A 17,416-nucleotide genomic window follows, 5' to 3' on the forward strand; every position below is an offset into this window, starting at 1 on the left:
TCCTTTTGTTGATAAATTTATTAAACATTACATAATAATTATTACAAAAATCAGGTTTCAATTTTTCATAATATTAGTTCTTTTTTTAGTATATTAAGCATAAAACCATTCAAAAGGTATCAAAAGGTTTTTAAGCTAAATATCCATATTACTTATTATTAATATAAGAATTTAATTGTGCTTAGTCTCAACGGGCAAAATTCTTATTAAAACTCATGAAATATTGTTTGATTTTCATTGTTATCATATCCAACATTTTTCCTTTGAGTTAGTTTGTTTAACAATTTTTGTGTATATACATTTTTGTTTTTTATTCAACTCTAATTAAATAAAATTATTTTTAGAAAAAATCTTTGCTAATTACTTATACATTAATTTGAAAAATACAATGCAATGCTTTTTAATAAATCAAAAGAAAATTTATATATTGTAGTTAATTTTGCAATTCAAAAAACTACCATTTGATTTTGGTAGTTTTTTGAATTCAAATGTTATAAAAATCTAAAGTTTAGCTTTAAATACATCTTCATCTACTTTTTGAATTATATTTTCTTCAGCCATCTCATTCAATATGTTGAGTACATAAGTTTTTTGTTGAAGAGTTGATACTTGTGATTGAATTCTGTTTGATAGTTCTCTGCAAAAGTCATTTAAGCTAATTGACATCTTTGAATTTTCTAAAATAGTTATAAATAAATCACGCAGTTCATATGGGTGAACTTCATTTAATAAACGTTTTGTTTCTTTTGTTAGACTTTCTTTAAATTTAAATTTAAAGTCTGGCGAAGTTGGGACGATAAATAAAAATTCATCCTTAACTGCGATATTTTTCGATAACCTACTTGCAAGGTATTTTATATCATTTGTTATACGTTCTTCACGCATTAATTTCTTGATAATTGCTTCATAACTTTTATAATTAATTGCTCCTACCATTGCAAATAATTCGCTTATTATTCTAGATTTTTCACCTTCATATGAGTTAATAAATTGATAACTATTTTTTGCAATGAAATCATCAATATTAGGAAATGCACCAAAAATTTCTTGTTGACTCTCTTGGTTTTCTAATTCCTTAGTGAATGACTTAACAACAATTTCATTATCGTTTTCAATATCTGCCGAATTAGGATTATTATATAGTTCTTGTAATTTATTTAAAATAATATTAACTTGTTCTTCTGGGTTTTTAAATCAATCAGTTGATCAAATTCTATGAATTTTTCAACCTCTTGCTTCTAATACTTCTTGTCTTAGTCTATCACGATCACGTGCACTTTTTGAAGAATGATAAGTTGCTCCGTCACATTCAATACCTAATATATATTTATTTGGATTATTTTTGTGAACAACTGCTAAGTCAATTCTAAATCCAGATGAACCAACTTGAGTTTTTAAAATTAATCCTTGTGATGTTAATTTATCATAAACTTGCTGTTCAAAAAATGATTCAATACCACCATTTGTTTGTTTTAGGTCTTCTAAAGTATTTATTCCATATTCTGCATTCTTCATGAATTTTTCAAGAAGCTTAACACCTCTTTGTTCACTTCTAAATCAACCAACTTCATGGCTCTTAAATGAAGAAATGAGAATTAACCCTTTTTTAGCACGTGAAATAGCAACATTAAGCCTTTTATAACCTGACTCACTATTGTTTATGGCTCCAAAATGCACACTAACTTCACCGTTGGCATTTCTCTTATTATCTAATAAAAATAATATTATATCTCTTTCATCACCCTGAACTGTTTCGATATTTTTTATAAAAAATGATTCTTCTCTATCTTCATCAAAATAGAACTTTAAGTGAGGATTATCAAAAATAAATTTATCCATTTCTTTTTCAAATTGATTTAAGATTTCTGAATTAAAGACTACAACACCAATTGAATATTTATTTTGATATTTTTCAATAATGCTTTTTATAGTCCTTTTAGCTTCTTCAAATGTTTTATTTGTCTCAGAAATTCTTTCATTAGAATTAGCGTGAATAAATCTTAGTCCTTCAAATTCTTTTGGTGATTTAGAATTAGGGAATGTTATTAAATCTGTATAGATCTCTTTATTTGAAGTATAGATTAATTCTTCAAATTTTGAACGGTAGTGTCATTTTAATCTAATTGAATTTAAGCTAGCCTCTGCTAAATTTAAAAGTGAATCATATCCATCAGAAAAGTTATCAGATGAGTCCTCTACCTCAAGAAAACCTTCTTCATTTTCTGCGGATGAGAAAAAGTTTGAAGGTGGCATTTGCTCTTTATCACCAACGACAATAACTTGCTTAGCTCTAAATAATGAACTTATTGCACTTTCAGGTCTAATTTGGGAAGCCTCATCGAATATTACGGTATCAAATGTAAAATCAACATCTTTAAAGAAGTTACTTACAGTTAATGGAGAAAGCATTAAACAAGGCTTAATATTTAAAATAAGTTCAAGTGCTTTTTCAAAAAATTGTTTAAAAGGCATAATAGCACGAGTCTTGTTACTTTCTTTTTTAAGCAACATGTATTGACTATTAGCTGCCGGGAACGATAAGCTTGATTTAATTCTTTTGTCGTTTTCTAAAACTATTTTATCTCTAGCTAAGATATTAGCTTCTTTATCTTTTTCCTTGAATAAATTAACGTTTTGGTTTAATAAAACAGAATCTAAATGTGGCATTTCATTTTCAATAATAGATTCCACTAATTTTTCATAAAATTTTCTAAGGAAGATATTTTCAAAATCACTGTCTATGCTATTTTCAAAAATTGCATTAACGAAAGAACTTTGACCTAAATTGCTAAGTCTATTTTTAGCATTTATAAAACTTATATAGCTATTTACTGAATCCATACCTGTTAATAATGTAATTATTTTAGAATTAAATTCTTCTAACGACATTCTTTTAAAATTAACAATGTTATTGTCAAATAATGAAATGAAAAATTCAATATTTTCAGAAACCTTTTTAAGGTTATTTATATGATTTTTCATTTCTTCTTTGTTTTTATGGAGCGTTTTTATATACTTATCAAATATTGGTAGTATGTTATCTTTATTTTCTTTAAGTAGTTCAAATTTTTCTAATATCTCTTTAACATGACTTATCTGCAATTCATCTAAATTGATATTTAACTCATTTACTGATTGGTTAATCTTAATATCTAATTCTTTAATTTCGGCAAATTTTTTAGCTTCATCCAATACATTTATTTCAGAAATTAATTCTGGAGAAACTAGATTTGCTTTTTTAAAGTATTTTCTATATTTTTTTCAAGTAGTAGAAAACACTTTAAAAGGATTACTCTTGTTTTTCTTTAATTTTAAATAAACTTCTATTGCATTATTATTGTCAAAAAACTCTAAATTACTTCATTTCTTAGCTTGTTGATTGAATTTATATGCTCTTTCGTTAATTGCGCTAATAATATCTTTTAATTTACTAATTTCTTGTTCAATACCAGATCCTAAATAATTAGATAAATCTTTAATGTTATTTTTTTCTATAAAATCTACAACATAGTTTAAATTCAAGGTATGTTTAACAAATTCTTCATTAAAATCTTCAGAGTACTCAGAAATATTTAAATTTTGTAATTCAATAGCAATGTTCTTTGAATTATTTTTTAAAAATAATAATCTCTCTAAAATATCATCTTTTTCATCGAATTTAATTGTTTCCTTTAATAAACCGTATCATATATGTTGCTTAAAATTAAAATCAATGTTCTTTAATGATTGTTCAAATGCTTGAATATTATTTTTAATACTTTGAAAATCTTTACTATTAATTCTTGTTATATCATTGATGATAAATCTAATATTCGGAAAATCTTGTAAACTAAAATATTTTCCAATGTATTCATAAAGATTTTTATTTTCAGGATCTCTTTTTCTTAATAAAGCTTCACCATATTTTCCTAAAAGTTCTTTACTTTTTTCGTAATTAGAAATCAAAATCTGTAAAGTGTTGTCATTAATCTCATAAAGTTTAGCTTCTTCAATTGATTTGTTAATATCTGCTAGTATTTCTTTTTTATTAACTTTAGCATCATGAATAGGGATTGCGTATTTTTCTAATTTTATTTTTTTAAGATTATTGAAAACAACTTGAAGAGCAGCATTTTTTTCAGCTACAAAAAGAATTTTCTTTCCTCTAGTTATGAGTTCTGTAATAATGTTAGTAATTGTTTGTGATTTACCTGTTCCTGGTGGACCTTGCAAAATGAAACTCTTTCCCTCAATAGCGTTTTGGATAGCAATTTCTTGTGACGAGTCTGAATTAAGGATTTTAAACTGATTTTCAATAGAAATTTTTTCATTTATATTTGTTTCATTAATACCTGAAATATCGGTTGATGGGTCAATTTCTGAACTAATCATTCTTTTGAAAAAGTCACTTTGTGAAATTTTTTCAATATTTTGCTCGATATCTTTGTAGATATTTATGTTACTGAAGTCAAATGTAGATAAATACACATCTTTTATAATTGCTCATCGTTTATCACCAATTTGACTAAGAATTTTTTCAGAGTACTCATCAAATATTTCGTTAATATTGCCATTTGAAGGCTCGTATGTAAAATCAGCGTTAAAACTATTTTTCATTTTACGAACTAAGGTCTCGTTTTGAGTAAAATCATTCTCTGTTTTTCTTGTAATTCTTCAACCTGAAGTATTGTTATCCTTTTTAATTTCTACTGGATAAAATATTAAAGGGGCATAATTAGGCTCATTTGAATCTGTAGATTCATATCATTTCAATAAACCAAATGTTAAATAAGCAATGTCAATTGAATATTCTTCTTTGAATGTTTTTGCTTTTTTCTCAATTTTTTTAATTGCATCTAAAAAAACTGATTCTCCGAATTCTGGATAAAGATAGTTTTTCTTAATATCTGTTTGTTCTTGGATGTCATCTAAGTCGTGTGAATACAGAATTTCTAAACCGAATTGGTTTTCTGCATATTTCCTTATTGAGTCATAAACACCGAATGGAAATACTTCTTTTTCAGATTTATAAAATAAGTCTAGTAATGAATAAAAATCAGGATAAATTATTTTTAGTTTATTTGGAATAGTTTTTTTCAAACCAATGCCGATATTTAGAGATTTATTCCTCAAAGATAAGTCAAGTAGCTTGCTTTTTCAATGATTAATGTTTTTTATAAGTTTTTCATTTTTTTCTTTATCGATCATGATTCTCCCTTTTTCTCTATATATTTAATATTTTAATAAATTTAATGAATTCTCACACAGTTTTTTTGCTAAAAATTATTACTCTCACAGAATTCTGTGAGAGTAAAAAAATTCCGGAAATGACCGGAATTAAGGCTTTTTGGAAATAAGTTTCCTTACTTTATTGATATAAATTTCTTTAGAAAAAGCTTTTGTTAGTGCATAAAAAATTAAATAAATAACAAAAACCGGAATAATATCATATTTATATCAAGTCCATTTTAATATTTTTTCATTTGAGCTTGAACTTGAATCAATTACATAAGTTGGGATCCAAAAAACAGTAATAACAATAGCAATTATAAAGGCTACAATTTGTAAATAAATTAACCTTAAATTATTTGTTAAAACTAAAAACAAGGCTAATAGACTAAAAATAGTTGTGAATATAAAACTAGATATTATTCTCCATGTAATAGAAAGTTCTCAATTTGTGTCTAAAAAGAATTTTCATTGAATTACTTTATCACTTAACAAAAGCATGCCCAGAGAAGATAAACCAAGTAATATAAAAAAGATTTTTTCTAAAATATTTTTTTGATAAACAGGTTTATTAAACATTATTCTTTTGATGCTTTGAGTTTTGAAATAAAATCAATAAAACTTTCAACACTCAATGTGATAGTTTCTTCTTTACCATATTCACGGTAAGAAATAGTTTTTGATAATCTTTCTTTTTCACCTAAAATTAATTGTATTTTCGATTTAGAAATTTGTGCTTCACGTATTTTTTTGCTTAATCTTTCTTCTCTTAAATCAACTTTTGATCTAAACTCTAATTCAAAAAGTTTTTGATTTATTTCTTTAGCATATTCGATGTCTTCATCGTTATTTGTTGCAGGGATAACTGTAATTTGCTTTGGTGCTAATCAAAATGGCAATACACCTTTAGTTTGCTCAATTAAAATAGCAACAAATCTTTCATATGTTCCCACTAAACCTCTGTGAATTAAAACTGGTCTTTCGTCTTCATTGTTCTTATTAGTGAAAGTCATGTTGAATTTTTGAGGTAATAAAAAGTCAAGTTGTAATGTTGAAACTGTTATTTCGTGACCTAAAGCTGTAAAAATTTGAATATCCATTTTAGGTCCATAAAACGCTGCTTCGCCTACTTTTTCTTCATATTCTACCCCAAGTTCATTAAGAACTTTTCTCAACTCATCTTCAGCTTCATTTCACATTTTGTCATCATTATAGTATTTTTCTTTGTTTTCAGGATCACGTAATGATAATGAAACATAGCTTATTTTAATTTTAAATGCCTCTAGAGTTTCTTTTATAAGTTTATACATTGATTTAAACTCTTGAGCAATTTGGTCTTTCCTTACAAATAAGTGTCCTTCTGTTAATAACATACCTCTAACACGTTCTAGACCTGTTAAGGCACCTGATTTTTCATACCTATACAATTGTGATTGTTCAGAATATCTAATTGGTAAATCTCTATAAGAACGCTTTTCTGTGTTATAACATAAAATGTGGTGTGGACATGTCATTGGACGAGGGATTAGTTTTTCATTTTCAACGATAATAGGTTTAAACATATCATCTTTATAATGAGCTAAATGACCAGAAGTCACATATAATTCTTCTTCACCAAAATGCGGAGTTAAAACCTCGGTAAATCCATATTTTCTATCCATTTTTAAAACAAGGTTTTTAATTTCGTTATGTATATACATACCATCTTCAAGTCAAAAAGGCAACCCTTGACCACCCAATTTATTAAATGTGAAAAGTTTCATTTCTTTTCCAATTTTTCTATGGTCACGTTCTTTTCTATCCTTTAAGATATTTAAAAATTCTTCTAGTTCATTAGCAGATTCTCAGCTAGTTCCGTAAATTCTAGTTAACTGAATGTTATCTGAGTTACCTCTTCAATATGCTCCTGCGAGGTTTAAAAGTTTAAAATGTTTAATGTGTTTTGTATCATTCACGTGCCCACCAGCACAAAGATCTGTGAAAATAACTTCCTTACTTAGAGGATCAATTAATGAGTAAAAGGTTATATGTTTACCTTGCGCCTTTAACTCATCATATAATTCTTTTTTGTAAGGTTTATTTTCAAAAGAATAGTTTTCTTCAGAAACTTGTGTCATAACTAAATTTCTAGAAGCTAACTTTTTCATGAACTTTTCGATTTTGCTTAGTTCAGTGTCACTTAATGGTTGCTCAAACTCAAAATCATAATAGAAACCTTCATCAGTTGCTGGCCCAAAACCTAACTTAACATTTGGATACAATTTTTCAATTGCTGCACCTAAAAGGTGTGATGTTGTATGATTTAATTCTTTATTTGCTTTCATTTTCTTCTCCATAAAGACCCATTTTTACTTGTAAATTATTTAAAACGTGTTTCGCAATTTTATGGGCTTTCTTTGCTCCTATATTAACTATTTCATTTACTTTACTCAATGATTCATTATATTTACTTTGAATATTTATTAATAAATTCTTTACTTCGGTAGCTACTGCTTCTTTAAATTCTTTGTAATTAGAGTCTTCAAATATTTCCGCTGCTTCTTCAAGTGTTTTATCGGTTAATGATGCATAAATATTTAATAAGTTCAATATACCTGGTTTGTCTTGAGAAATATAAATTTTGTTTTCAGAGTCAGTAACTGATTTTAGAATTTTATTATATGCTTGTTGCGGATCTTCTAATAAATATATTGTAGACTTGGTCCCTTTTTCGCTTTTAGACATTTTAACAGTTGGATCTGTTAGTGATTTAATTTTAGAACCAACTTTAGGAACAAGGCCTTTTGGTATTTTAAAGTTAGCTTTATAATTTTTATTTAATCTTTCAGCTATGTTTCTTGTTAATTCTAAATGTTGTATTTGATCTTCACCAACTGGTACAACATCAGGATTATATAACAATATATCTGCCGCCATTAATGTTGGGTACATTAACAATCCTGTTGGTATCTTTTCTGTTCCGTTTCCTTGCTTCAATTTTGAAGCCTTATCCTTGAATTGAGTCATTCTTTTAAGTTCCCCAAGTGTTGTTTCAGAAGTGCAAAGTCATTGCATAGCAGAGTGTTCTAAAATTTGAGACTGATAAAAAATTGCACTTTTATTAAAATCAAGTCCACAAGCTATGTAAAGTGCAACTATAGATTCTCTTTGTTTCTTTAATTCCTTAGCAATAACAGAACCTGTCGTTAAAGCATGTAAGTCAGCTACGAATATGTATGATTCGTAATCATTTTGCATTTTAATAAAATTTTTTATCGCACCAATATAATTACCAAGCGTTAACTCACCGGTAGGTTTAATTCCACTTACAAATCTTTCCATTATTCTCCTTAAAAAAGTTAATATATTATTATTAATATATTATATATAATTTTTACCTCTTTTTGTTTCGATTTTCAAGAAAATCATATTATAATATTATAGCCATCAGAACAATAACCTACTAACTTGGTCAGGATAGAGATATAGCAGCCATATGAAGAAGTGTTGTGTCTGGCGGTCTTTTTTAATCATTGTTTAAAAGGGGGATACATGGATATTTTTTTTAAAAAAGATGATAATACTTTCAAAATGAGGACTGCTTGCATAATTAAATGAGAAAATAAAATATTATTAGCTTATGATGATTCAAATTCATATAGATATTTACCTGGTGGTAAAGTTGAATTTGGTGAAAAAATTTTTGACGCTATTAAAAGGGAAATTAAAGAAGAATTAAAGGTTGATTTAAAAGAATTAAAGGAAAAATTCATTGATGAAACTTTTTACTTTTCAAAATTTTCAAACTCAAATGTTCATGAAGTTTGTTTTTATTTTGAAGGAAAAATAGAACCTATTGAACAAATGCAAAATAGCAAGTTTACATTAGTTGAAAATGGAAGAAACTTATATTTTGAATGAGTAAATATTGAAGATTTAAATAATATAGATTTTAGACCCAAAAATGTACTAAAACATATAAATAGAAGTGATTCTGGGTTATTTTTCACAAGTGAAAAAGATAATTAATATAAAAATACTGCCTCTTGGCAGTATTTTATTTTTTAAACTTCATCCCCAAAATCGTAGAATTCATTATATTCGTCATTTTGATCAAAAATTTCATCACTATATGATTCTTCTGTTATGTCATCTATTGATAATTCATCTTCTGAAATATCAAGAGTTGGTTCAACATAATTATTTGGATCGATTTTGTTAGGGAAATATGATCTAAATTCTCTAATATCATATTTACCTTTTAATTCATAATCTGAGTTTGTTCCAGCAGGAATTTTTTGCCCTAAAATAATATTTTCTTTAAGACCTTCAAGTTGATCAACTCTTTGACCAACCGATGAATTAACAAGGATTTTAGCTGTTTCTTGGAAAGAAGCCGCAGCTAAGAATGAACTAGAAAGCAATGGTATTTGTTTTGCACCAGAAATTTTAACTTTTCCGTAAGCAGGTTTTTTACCATCAGCTAATAATTTAGCATTTTCATTTTGGTAAACAAATGTATCAACCAATGCTCCACTAAAGAATCTTGAATCACCTGGATCAATAATTAAAATTTTTGAAAGCATTTGAGAAATAATAATTTCGATATATTTATCCGCAATTGTAATACCTTGTAAACGGTATAATCTTTGAATTTCTTTTAATAGGTAATTTTGAACAGTTCTAGCATCAGTTGCATTTAATAATTGATTTAAAACAATTGGACCTTCAAAGATCTTTTGACCAGGAATAACTGAATCACCAACTTTAACACGTAGTTTTTGTGATGTTCTACCTGTAACAACTTCTATATAATCATTTCCTTGATCATCTTTTGTTGCAATTGTAACTTCTGTTATATCCGTTACTTTTCCAGTATCCTTACTTACAACTTGTTCGATTTTAGCTATAACCCCATATACTTTAGAAATTTCAGCTGGTTTACCTCATGGATTGTCATAAGCATCAATTAACTCAATCAATCTTCCGAATCCACCTGTAATATCTTCAACCCCAGCAACCCCTCCAGTATGGAATGTACGCATGGTAAGCTGTGTTCCAGGTTCACCGATTGATTGAGCTGCAACAATACCAACAGCTTCACCAATATTAACTACACGGTTTGAAGCAAGATCTTTTCCATAACACACTTTACATACACCATTCTTTGTGTGACAAGATAATACTGAACGAATTTCTACTTGCTCTAGTTTTAAATCATTAACTATTTTATTAGCAATTTCTGGTGTAATTAATTGATTTGCATCAATAACAAGGTTATTATTTTCATCATAGATAGCCTTGTTTGTATATCTACCTTCAATTCTTTCTCATAATGTTTCAATAACTGTGTCAGTTTTTGTATCTTTAATTGCTTTTACAACGAAACCAAAATCTGATCCACAATCCGCTTCTCTAACTACTATACTTTGAGCAACGTCCACTAATCTACGAGTTAAGTACCCAGATTTAGCTGTGTTAAGAGCTGTATCTGTAAGACCCTTACGAGCCCCGTGGGTAGATGAATAAAATTCATATGCACTAAGTCCACGTAAGAAAGAAGATTTAACTGGAATTTCAATTGTTGAACGAACGACACGGTCGTTTTCAGCATCGGCTTTAAGAACTTTGGTGTTGTTACTCATAAGCCCACGCATACCTGCTAACTGGGTAAAGTTAGATGAATTACCACGGGCTCCAGAAGTCATCATCATAAATAATGGGTTATCTAAATCTGATTTTGTAACTTCTTTAAGTGATTTTTCAATTTTATCTTTAACTTTTGCTCATTTTTCAATTGTTAATTTATAACGTTCATCATCAGTTAAGTAACCATTTTCGAAGAATTCTTTAAGTTTGTTAATGTATTCTTCACCTTCTTTTATGTGTTCTGATGTTGAATCTAACGTTTTAACATCATTCATAGAAATTGTTGTACCTGAAATAGTAGAATATTTAAATCCTAATTCTTTAATTTTGTCTAATATTTCTGATACATAGTTTGAATATCTGAATCAAACTTTTTCAAGACCCTTTGAATATTCATTAATTGATCATTCAACTGAATCTTTTAGTGAGTCAGCGGCTTTATATGTGTAAGAAATTTTTTCAAATTCTTCTGAAATAAATTGATTAATTAATTTAGCATGTGAGTTAGGAATTAAATCACCTTTATAATCAACAAGTAATTTAAGATTATCTAATTGATCTTTAAAGTTTAATTTATTAACAGAATCTAAAACTTTCGCTATATCTTCAATTGTTATTACTGCAACATATTCTTCATATATTTTTCTAATAATTCTTGCAATATCTTTTTTAGATAAAGCTAAGTTTAATTCTGTATTAGCAATTTCTTCGCGGAAGTTTTGTCCATAATCAAGTGTATATCTTTCCAAATCATATCTTGAAGTATGAATAACTTCTTTTTCTGAAACTTTTGTTTCACCTTTTGAATTTTTCTTATATGTTTTTTCTACATATTTACCAAAAACGAATTCAAAATCTGCTGGAAGCACGCTATTTAGCAAGAATTTTCCGACAGTTGAGAATAAATATGGTTTTTTAGTAGCATTCAGTAATTGTGGTTTATTTAATGATTTAATAGGAAGAATTACTCTTGAATGTAAAGTTACCTTACCTCTTTCATAAGCTAACATTAACTCATCAAGGTTTTGGTAATAATTACCTTCACCAATAGCTTTTTCCCCTGTTTTTTCAATTGTTAAATAGTAAAGACCTAAAATAATATCCTGTGAAGGGTTAATGATAGGTTCTCCATCTTTAGGTCCTAAAATATTTTTAGAAGCAAGCATTAATTCTTGAGCTTCACGAACTGCTTTTTCAGATACTGGTACGTGAATAGCCATTTGGTCCCCGTCGAAGTCAGCGTTAAAAGCGGTTGTTACTAATGGGTGTAATTTTATAGCTTTTGAACGTATTAAGACAGGCTGAAAGGCTTGAATTGAAAGACGGTGCAATGTAGGTGCACGGTTTAAAAGAACTGGACGATTTTCGATAGCTTTTTCAACATATGGTCAAATTCTTGGATCAAGATTTTCTATTAATTTTTTAGCTGTTTTAATACTTGTAATTCCATCTTCTTTTTCTATTAAGGCTTTAATAATTCATGGTTCAAATAATTTTGCAGCAATATCACGAGGAACACCAACTTCATACATTTTTAATGAAGGTCCCCCAACAATAACACTACGCGCAGAATAGTCAACACGTTTCCCTAAAAGATTTTGACGAAAACGTCCTTTTTTTCCTGTTAGTCCATCAGAAATAGATTTAAGAGGGTGATTATCTCTTGAAGAAACTGGAGTAGGTTTCTTTCTAGCGTTATCAATTAAAGCATCAACAGCTTCTTGAATCATACGATACTCATTTTGTTTAATAAGCATCGGAGCATCTGTTTCGTTTCATTTAGCTAGACGGTTGTTTCTAATAATAATACGACGATAAAGTTCGTTAACATCACTTGTTGAGTGTCTTCCCCCATCTAATTGAACTAATGGTCTAAGATCCGCAGGAATAACAGGTAATTCGTAGATTAACATATCAGTTGGTTTTTGGCCTGATCTTATAAATGAAGAAATTATTGTTAAACGTTTATATAGTTTTTGTCTTTGTTGAATTTTTGATGTTGAAACATCACGTTGTTTATTAATTTCATTATTGATTTTATCGATTTGTTCTTGGACAATTTGTTGTTCTTTTTCAAGGTCAAGATTTTTTAATAAATATTCAATAGCTTGTGATCCAGTACCAATAATTGCATCTGAATATTCTCTAATAACATTATTATATTGATAAAAATCAATACCAAAATCTTTCCCATCTTGAGATTGAGCGTATTCCCTTAACTCATACAATGCTTCCGTAATATTTTCTAAAGCTTCTTCATCATCTTGATTGAGTTCTTTTAATTCTTCTAAAGCTTTATCATAAATATTTGCGGCTTCATTAATATCAATAATTGTATTCTTTTTAAGTGACTTTAATGAACCACTTTCAAGAACTATATGTGATTTATAATAAATAAGTTTTTCAAGATCAGATTTAGTTACTGCTTGTTTTTCGCTTCCATCTTCAATTCTAAGACCAAGTAGATTTGAAATAACTGAGTGATCTATTTTAAAGAATCAAAAATGTACAACAGGTGTGTGTAATGAAATGTGACCCATTCTACTTCTTCTTGAAATTTTCGGAAGTATCTCAGGGTTATACTTTTTACATTGTTGTGTTTTTGAACAAATAGTATTAACATCACTTTTTTTGTACTTAGTACCACAAATAGGACATTTATAGTCAATAACTGGACCGAAAATTAACTCATCAAATAAACCGTCTTTTTCAGGCTTATAAGTTTTATAATTAATTGTTTCTGGTTTAGTAACTTCACCATGTGATCAACTTTTTACATCTTCTCTAGTAGCTAATGAGAGGGTTATTTTTTTAATTTTTTCTTTATTACGCATGTTTAAAGACGAATTATTCACCATCACCTCCTGATTCAAATTGTAATACTTGGTAATCATCGTTACTATCATCGTAACTTTGTTCTAATTTCATTCCTAATCCTTTTAATTCGTAACTAAGAACATTGAATGATTCTGGTGTACCAGGTGTAGGTAATTCTTTTCCTGATACCAAAGCACTATAAAGTGCATTACGCCCAATAATGTCATCTGATTTATATGTAAGAATTTCTTGAAGAACATTTGTTGCTCCGTAAGATTCTAAGGCTCATGTTTCCATTTCCCCAAATCTTTGACCACCATTTTGAGATTTACCTCCTAATGGTTGTTGAGTGATTAATGAGTATGGACCAACTGAACGTGCATGCATCTTATCATCAACCATATGGTTAAGTTTTAACATGTACATAACACCAACTGAAACAGGTTTATCGAACTTTCTACCTGTAATAGGATCAATAAGAACTTGTTTTCCTGTCTTGTCTAATCCTGCTTCCTCTAATGCTGCTTCAATATCTGGTTTTTTAACACCATCAAATGAAGGTGAAACAAATTTAACATTTAGTTTTCTTGCAGCCATACCAAGGTGTAACTCAAGAATTTGACCAATGTTCATACGTGATGGAACCCCTTGAGGATTAAGCATAATGTCAAGTGGTGTTCCGTCTTCTAAATATGGCATATCTTCTTCTGGTAAAACGATTGAAATAACCCCTTTGTTTCCATGACGACCAGCCATCTTATCACCGACTTTGATTTTACGTTTTTGAGCGATTGAAACTTTTACTATTTTTTCAATACCTTCTTCTAAAACATCACCTTTTTCTCTTGATAAAATTTCAACATGTGTGATTGTACCACTATGTCCATTCTTAACTTTTAATGATGTATCTTTTGTAGAAGGAGATCTTTGTCCTAGAATAGCATAAAGCATTTTCTCCTCTTGTGATGGGTTTTCTTCACCCTTAGGAGAAACACGACCAACTAATATATCACCTGGATATACTTCTGATCCAACTTTAACAATTCCATCGTCATCAAGATTTCTTAATGAGTATTTTGAAGCATTTGGAACTTCTTTTGTTAGTTCGTCATCTCCGGCTCTTGATGTTCTAAATTGGATTGTTTGTTCTTCAATATGTATTGATGTATAAACATCATTTTTTACTAATCTTTCATTAATAATAACAGCATCCTCAAAGTTATAACCGTTTCATGTCGTGAAACCGACAAGAACATTCTTACCTAAGGCTAATTCACCATCTTTAAATGATGATCCGTCAGTTAAAATGTCGCCAACTTCAACTTCATCACCAATTCTTACAAGTGGTCTTTGTTGAATTAATGTTCCTTGATTACTTCTTTCAAAATTTCTTAAAGTATATTTGTCTGTTACGGTACTTTCTTTTCTTTGGATATGAATTCTTGAACCATCAACAAACGTTACTTTACCTGCATTTTTCGCAACTAAGTTATATGATGAATATTTAGCAATATCAGCTTCAATACCTGTTGCTATTAAAGGGGCTTCTGTTTGTAAAAGTGGTACTGCTTGACGTTGCATGTTTGCACCCATAAGAGCACGGTTGGCATCATCATTTTCCAAGAAAGGAATACCAGCAGCAGCAACAGAAACAATTTGTTTTGATGAAACTTCTATAAAATCAACGTCATCACTTCTACCGTTTTCGTATGTATAATTACGTCTAATTGTTAAAAATTCATCAATAATTTTATTATTTTCATCAACACGAACTGAAGATTGAGCAATTGAGTAACCAAATTCTTCAGAAGCCGTTAAGTATCTAACGTCTTCATAGTCTACAACTCCATTATTAACTTTGTAGTATGGAGTTTTTAAGAAACCTTTGTCATCAACTTTTGCATAGGTTGCAAAGTTTAAGATCAATCCAATGTTTAATCCTTCTGGAGTTTCGATTGGACAAATTCTTCCATAGTGAGTTGAGTGAACGTCACGAACTTCGAATTGAGCTGTATCACGACTAAGACCACCAGGCCCTAAAGATGTAACACGACGTTTGTTTGAAACTTCGGCTAATGGGTTTATTTGATCCATAAACTGTGAAAGTTTAGAAGTATTGAAGAAAGATTTGAATTGATTCGTAATAAGTTTATTATTTGTAACATTTTTTGCCGTTACTTTTTCAACATCTTTGGCACCAATACGCTCTTTGGTTGTTTTTTCTAATTTTGTTAATGCTAATTGTAATTGTCCTTCAATTAATTCACCAACAGAAACAATACGTTTATTTACTAATGAATCAGGATCATCATCTTGTCCCACACCATCAGTTAAGTTAAAGTAGTAGCTAATTGCAGCAACAATATCTGAAATTAATAAATGTTGTTCAACTGATTTAGGGTCATTACCAATAACGATAACTGGTTCTTTTGTTTCATCATTCATTCATTTTTTATTTGGGTAAACTTTTACTTTAACGACTTTTATTCTTTTTCTTAACTCAGGATTATTAAATAAGTTTTGAGGATTATTTTGAGTTAATTCTGGTCTATATAGTTTGAAGTAAACATGTTCAGGTTTAATGTCTTCAAGTTTTTCTGAAGCTACTATACCTAAATTAAAACTTTCTTGAATTTTTTTAGCTAATTCAAAATCAATGAAAATACCTTTTTCAAAAATAATTTCACCGTTTTTGTTTTTAATTTCTTGAGCTAAATATGTGTTTGTAATACGATCAACTAAAGAAAGTTTATTATTCAACATATAACGCCCTGTTTCAGATAAGTTATATCTTCTTCTGTCGAATAACATTCCGGGTAATAGTGATTTTTTAGCATCAGCTGTATCACGATCACCTTTTCTAATACTTCTAAAGATGTCTTCTTGTGCTTCATTTATTAATTCTTCTTTATCTTCATGTTCTTTTTCTAAGATTTTGTCTTTTTTAAGTGTTTCATCAAGTAAAGCATTTGAACCAAAAAGTTTCTTTATATTTTTTTCGTTAAATCCAAAAGATGCTAAAAAGGTTCCAAGCTGAATATTTTTGTTTTTATCAACTTTTACTTTTACAGTATCTAATGTGTTAGTTGTAACTTTATGAGAAATTTCTAATCAAGATCCGATTCTTGGCAAAATTTCTAGTTTATTGAAAAGATCATCTGATTGTTTGTTACGTACCCCAATCCCGAAATATGCACCTGGAGAACGAACTAACTGGCTAACTATAACTTTTTCACTACCATTGATAATGAAACTACCACCAGATGTCATGTAAGGGATTTCTCCCAATAATACTCTATCTGTTTTACGCTCACCAGTTAAAGTATTTTCTTTTTGAAGTTGAATGTAAATTTTTGAACTAAAGTTAATTCCTTTTGCTTTACATTTGTTGATTTCTTCTGTTTCACTTGTTATCTTTTTAAAAGGATATTCAACATCTACAGAGTTTTTAACATAATCAAGTTTAACGTTACCTGTTGTAATAGGGTAAACATCAAGCAATACTTCTTGAATACGTTTCTTCATAAAGTTATCAAAACTTTCTTTACTTGTGCTTAATATATCCGTTAATTCTAATGATTTTTTTGTTACCGAATAGTCTCTTCTTTCGGTTTTAGGACCAAACTTACGAACTACGAATTTTTTTGTGCCTTCAATCATAAACCCTCTTTCTAAAATATGTAATTAAAATAAATAAAACTTTTACAAGTAATATACTTTATAAAAGTATTTAAATTATACAATACAAAAGCAAATTCCTTAA

Annotated in this window: 7 protein-coding genes and 1 other RNA gene; 2 read left to right on the plus strand and 6 right to left on the minus strand. The window is 28.6% G+C overall.

Annotation, left to right across the window (positions count from 1 at the left end; genetic code table 4):
- Positions 1-501: 501 nt before the first annotated feature.
- From AXW82_RS01015 to trpS, 4 genes are all read right to left on the minus strand, one after another.
- The gene (locus tag AXW82_RS01015) at positions 502-5,187 is read right to left on the minus strand and encodes a DUF4011 domain-containing protein (protein WP_004794847.1); all 4,686 of its coding nucleotides are present in this window, start codon (positions 5,185-5,187) and stop codon (positions 502-504) included.
- 129 nt (positions 5,188-5,316) lie between these two features.
- Positions 5,317-5,787 carry a hypothetical protein gene (locus AXW82_RS01020; RefSeq protein ID WP_004794845.1) on the minus strand — a complete coding sequence of 157 codons (471 nt, stop codon included), beginning with the start codon at positions 5,785-5,787 and terminating at the stop codon, positions 5,317-5,319.
- Positions 5,787-7,532 (minus strand): threonine--tRNA ligase, encoded by a 1,746-nt coding sequence (gene thrS / locus AXW82_RS01025; RefSeq protein WP_004794844.1) that lies wholly within the window; start codon positions 7,530-7,532, stop codon positions 5,787-5,789. The genes AXW82_RS01020 and thrS overlap by 1 nt, the downstream gene beginning before the upstream one ends.
- Positions 7,519-8,529, minus strand: a complete 1,011-nt coding sequence (trpS, locus tag AXW82_RS01030) for a tryptophan--tRNA ligase (protein WP_004794842.1) — start codon at positions 8,527-8,529, stop codon at positions 7,519-7,521. The genes thrS and trpS overlap by 14 nt, the downstream gene beginning before the upstream one ends.
- A 94-nt stretch (positions 8,530-8,623) precedes the next feature.
- Between trpS and ffs the strand changes: the two genes are divergently transcribed.
- Positions 8,624-8,720: signal recognition particle sRNA small type (ffs, locus tag AXW82_RS01035), an RNA gene on the plus strand.
- 19 nt (positions 8,721-8,739) lie between these two features.
- Positions 8,740-9,216: an NUDIX hydrolase gene (locus AXW82_RS01040; protein ID WP_004794840.1), complete on the plus strand. Its 477-nt coding sequence runs from the start codon at positions 8,740-8,742 to the stop codon at positions 9,214-9,216.
- Positions 9,217-9,251: 35 nt separating this feature from the next.
- On the opposite strand, the gene AXW82_RS01045 is transcribed toward AXW82_RS01040, so the two are convergent.
- Positions 9,252-13,694, minus strand: a complete 4,443-nt coding sequence (locus AXW82_RS01045; RefSeq protein ID WP_044084304.1) for a DNA-directed RNA polymerase subunit beta' — start codon at positions 13,692-13,694, stop codon at positions 9,252-9,254.
- Positions 13,684-17,313, minus strand: a complete 3,630-nt coding sequence (gene rpoB, locus AXW82_RS01050) for a DNA-directed RNA polymerase subunit beta (RefSeq protein ID WP_004794836.1) — start codon at positions 17,311-17,313, stop codon at positions 13,684-13,686. The genes AXW82_RS01045 and rpoB overlap by 11 nt, the downstream gene beginning before the upstream one ends.
- Between the last annotated feature and the right edge of the window lie 103 nt (positions 17,314-17,416).

Origin of the sequence: Mycoplasmopsis canis PG 14 (assembly GCF_001553195.1) — a bacterium.
GTDB classification, from domain to species: Bacteria; Bacillota_I; Bacilli_A; order Mycoplasmatales; family Metamycoplasmataceae; genus Mycoplasmopsis; species Mycoplasmopsis canis.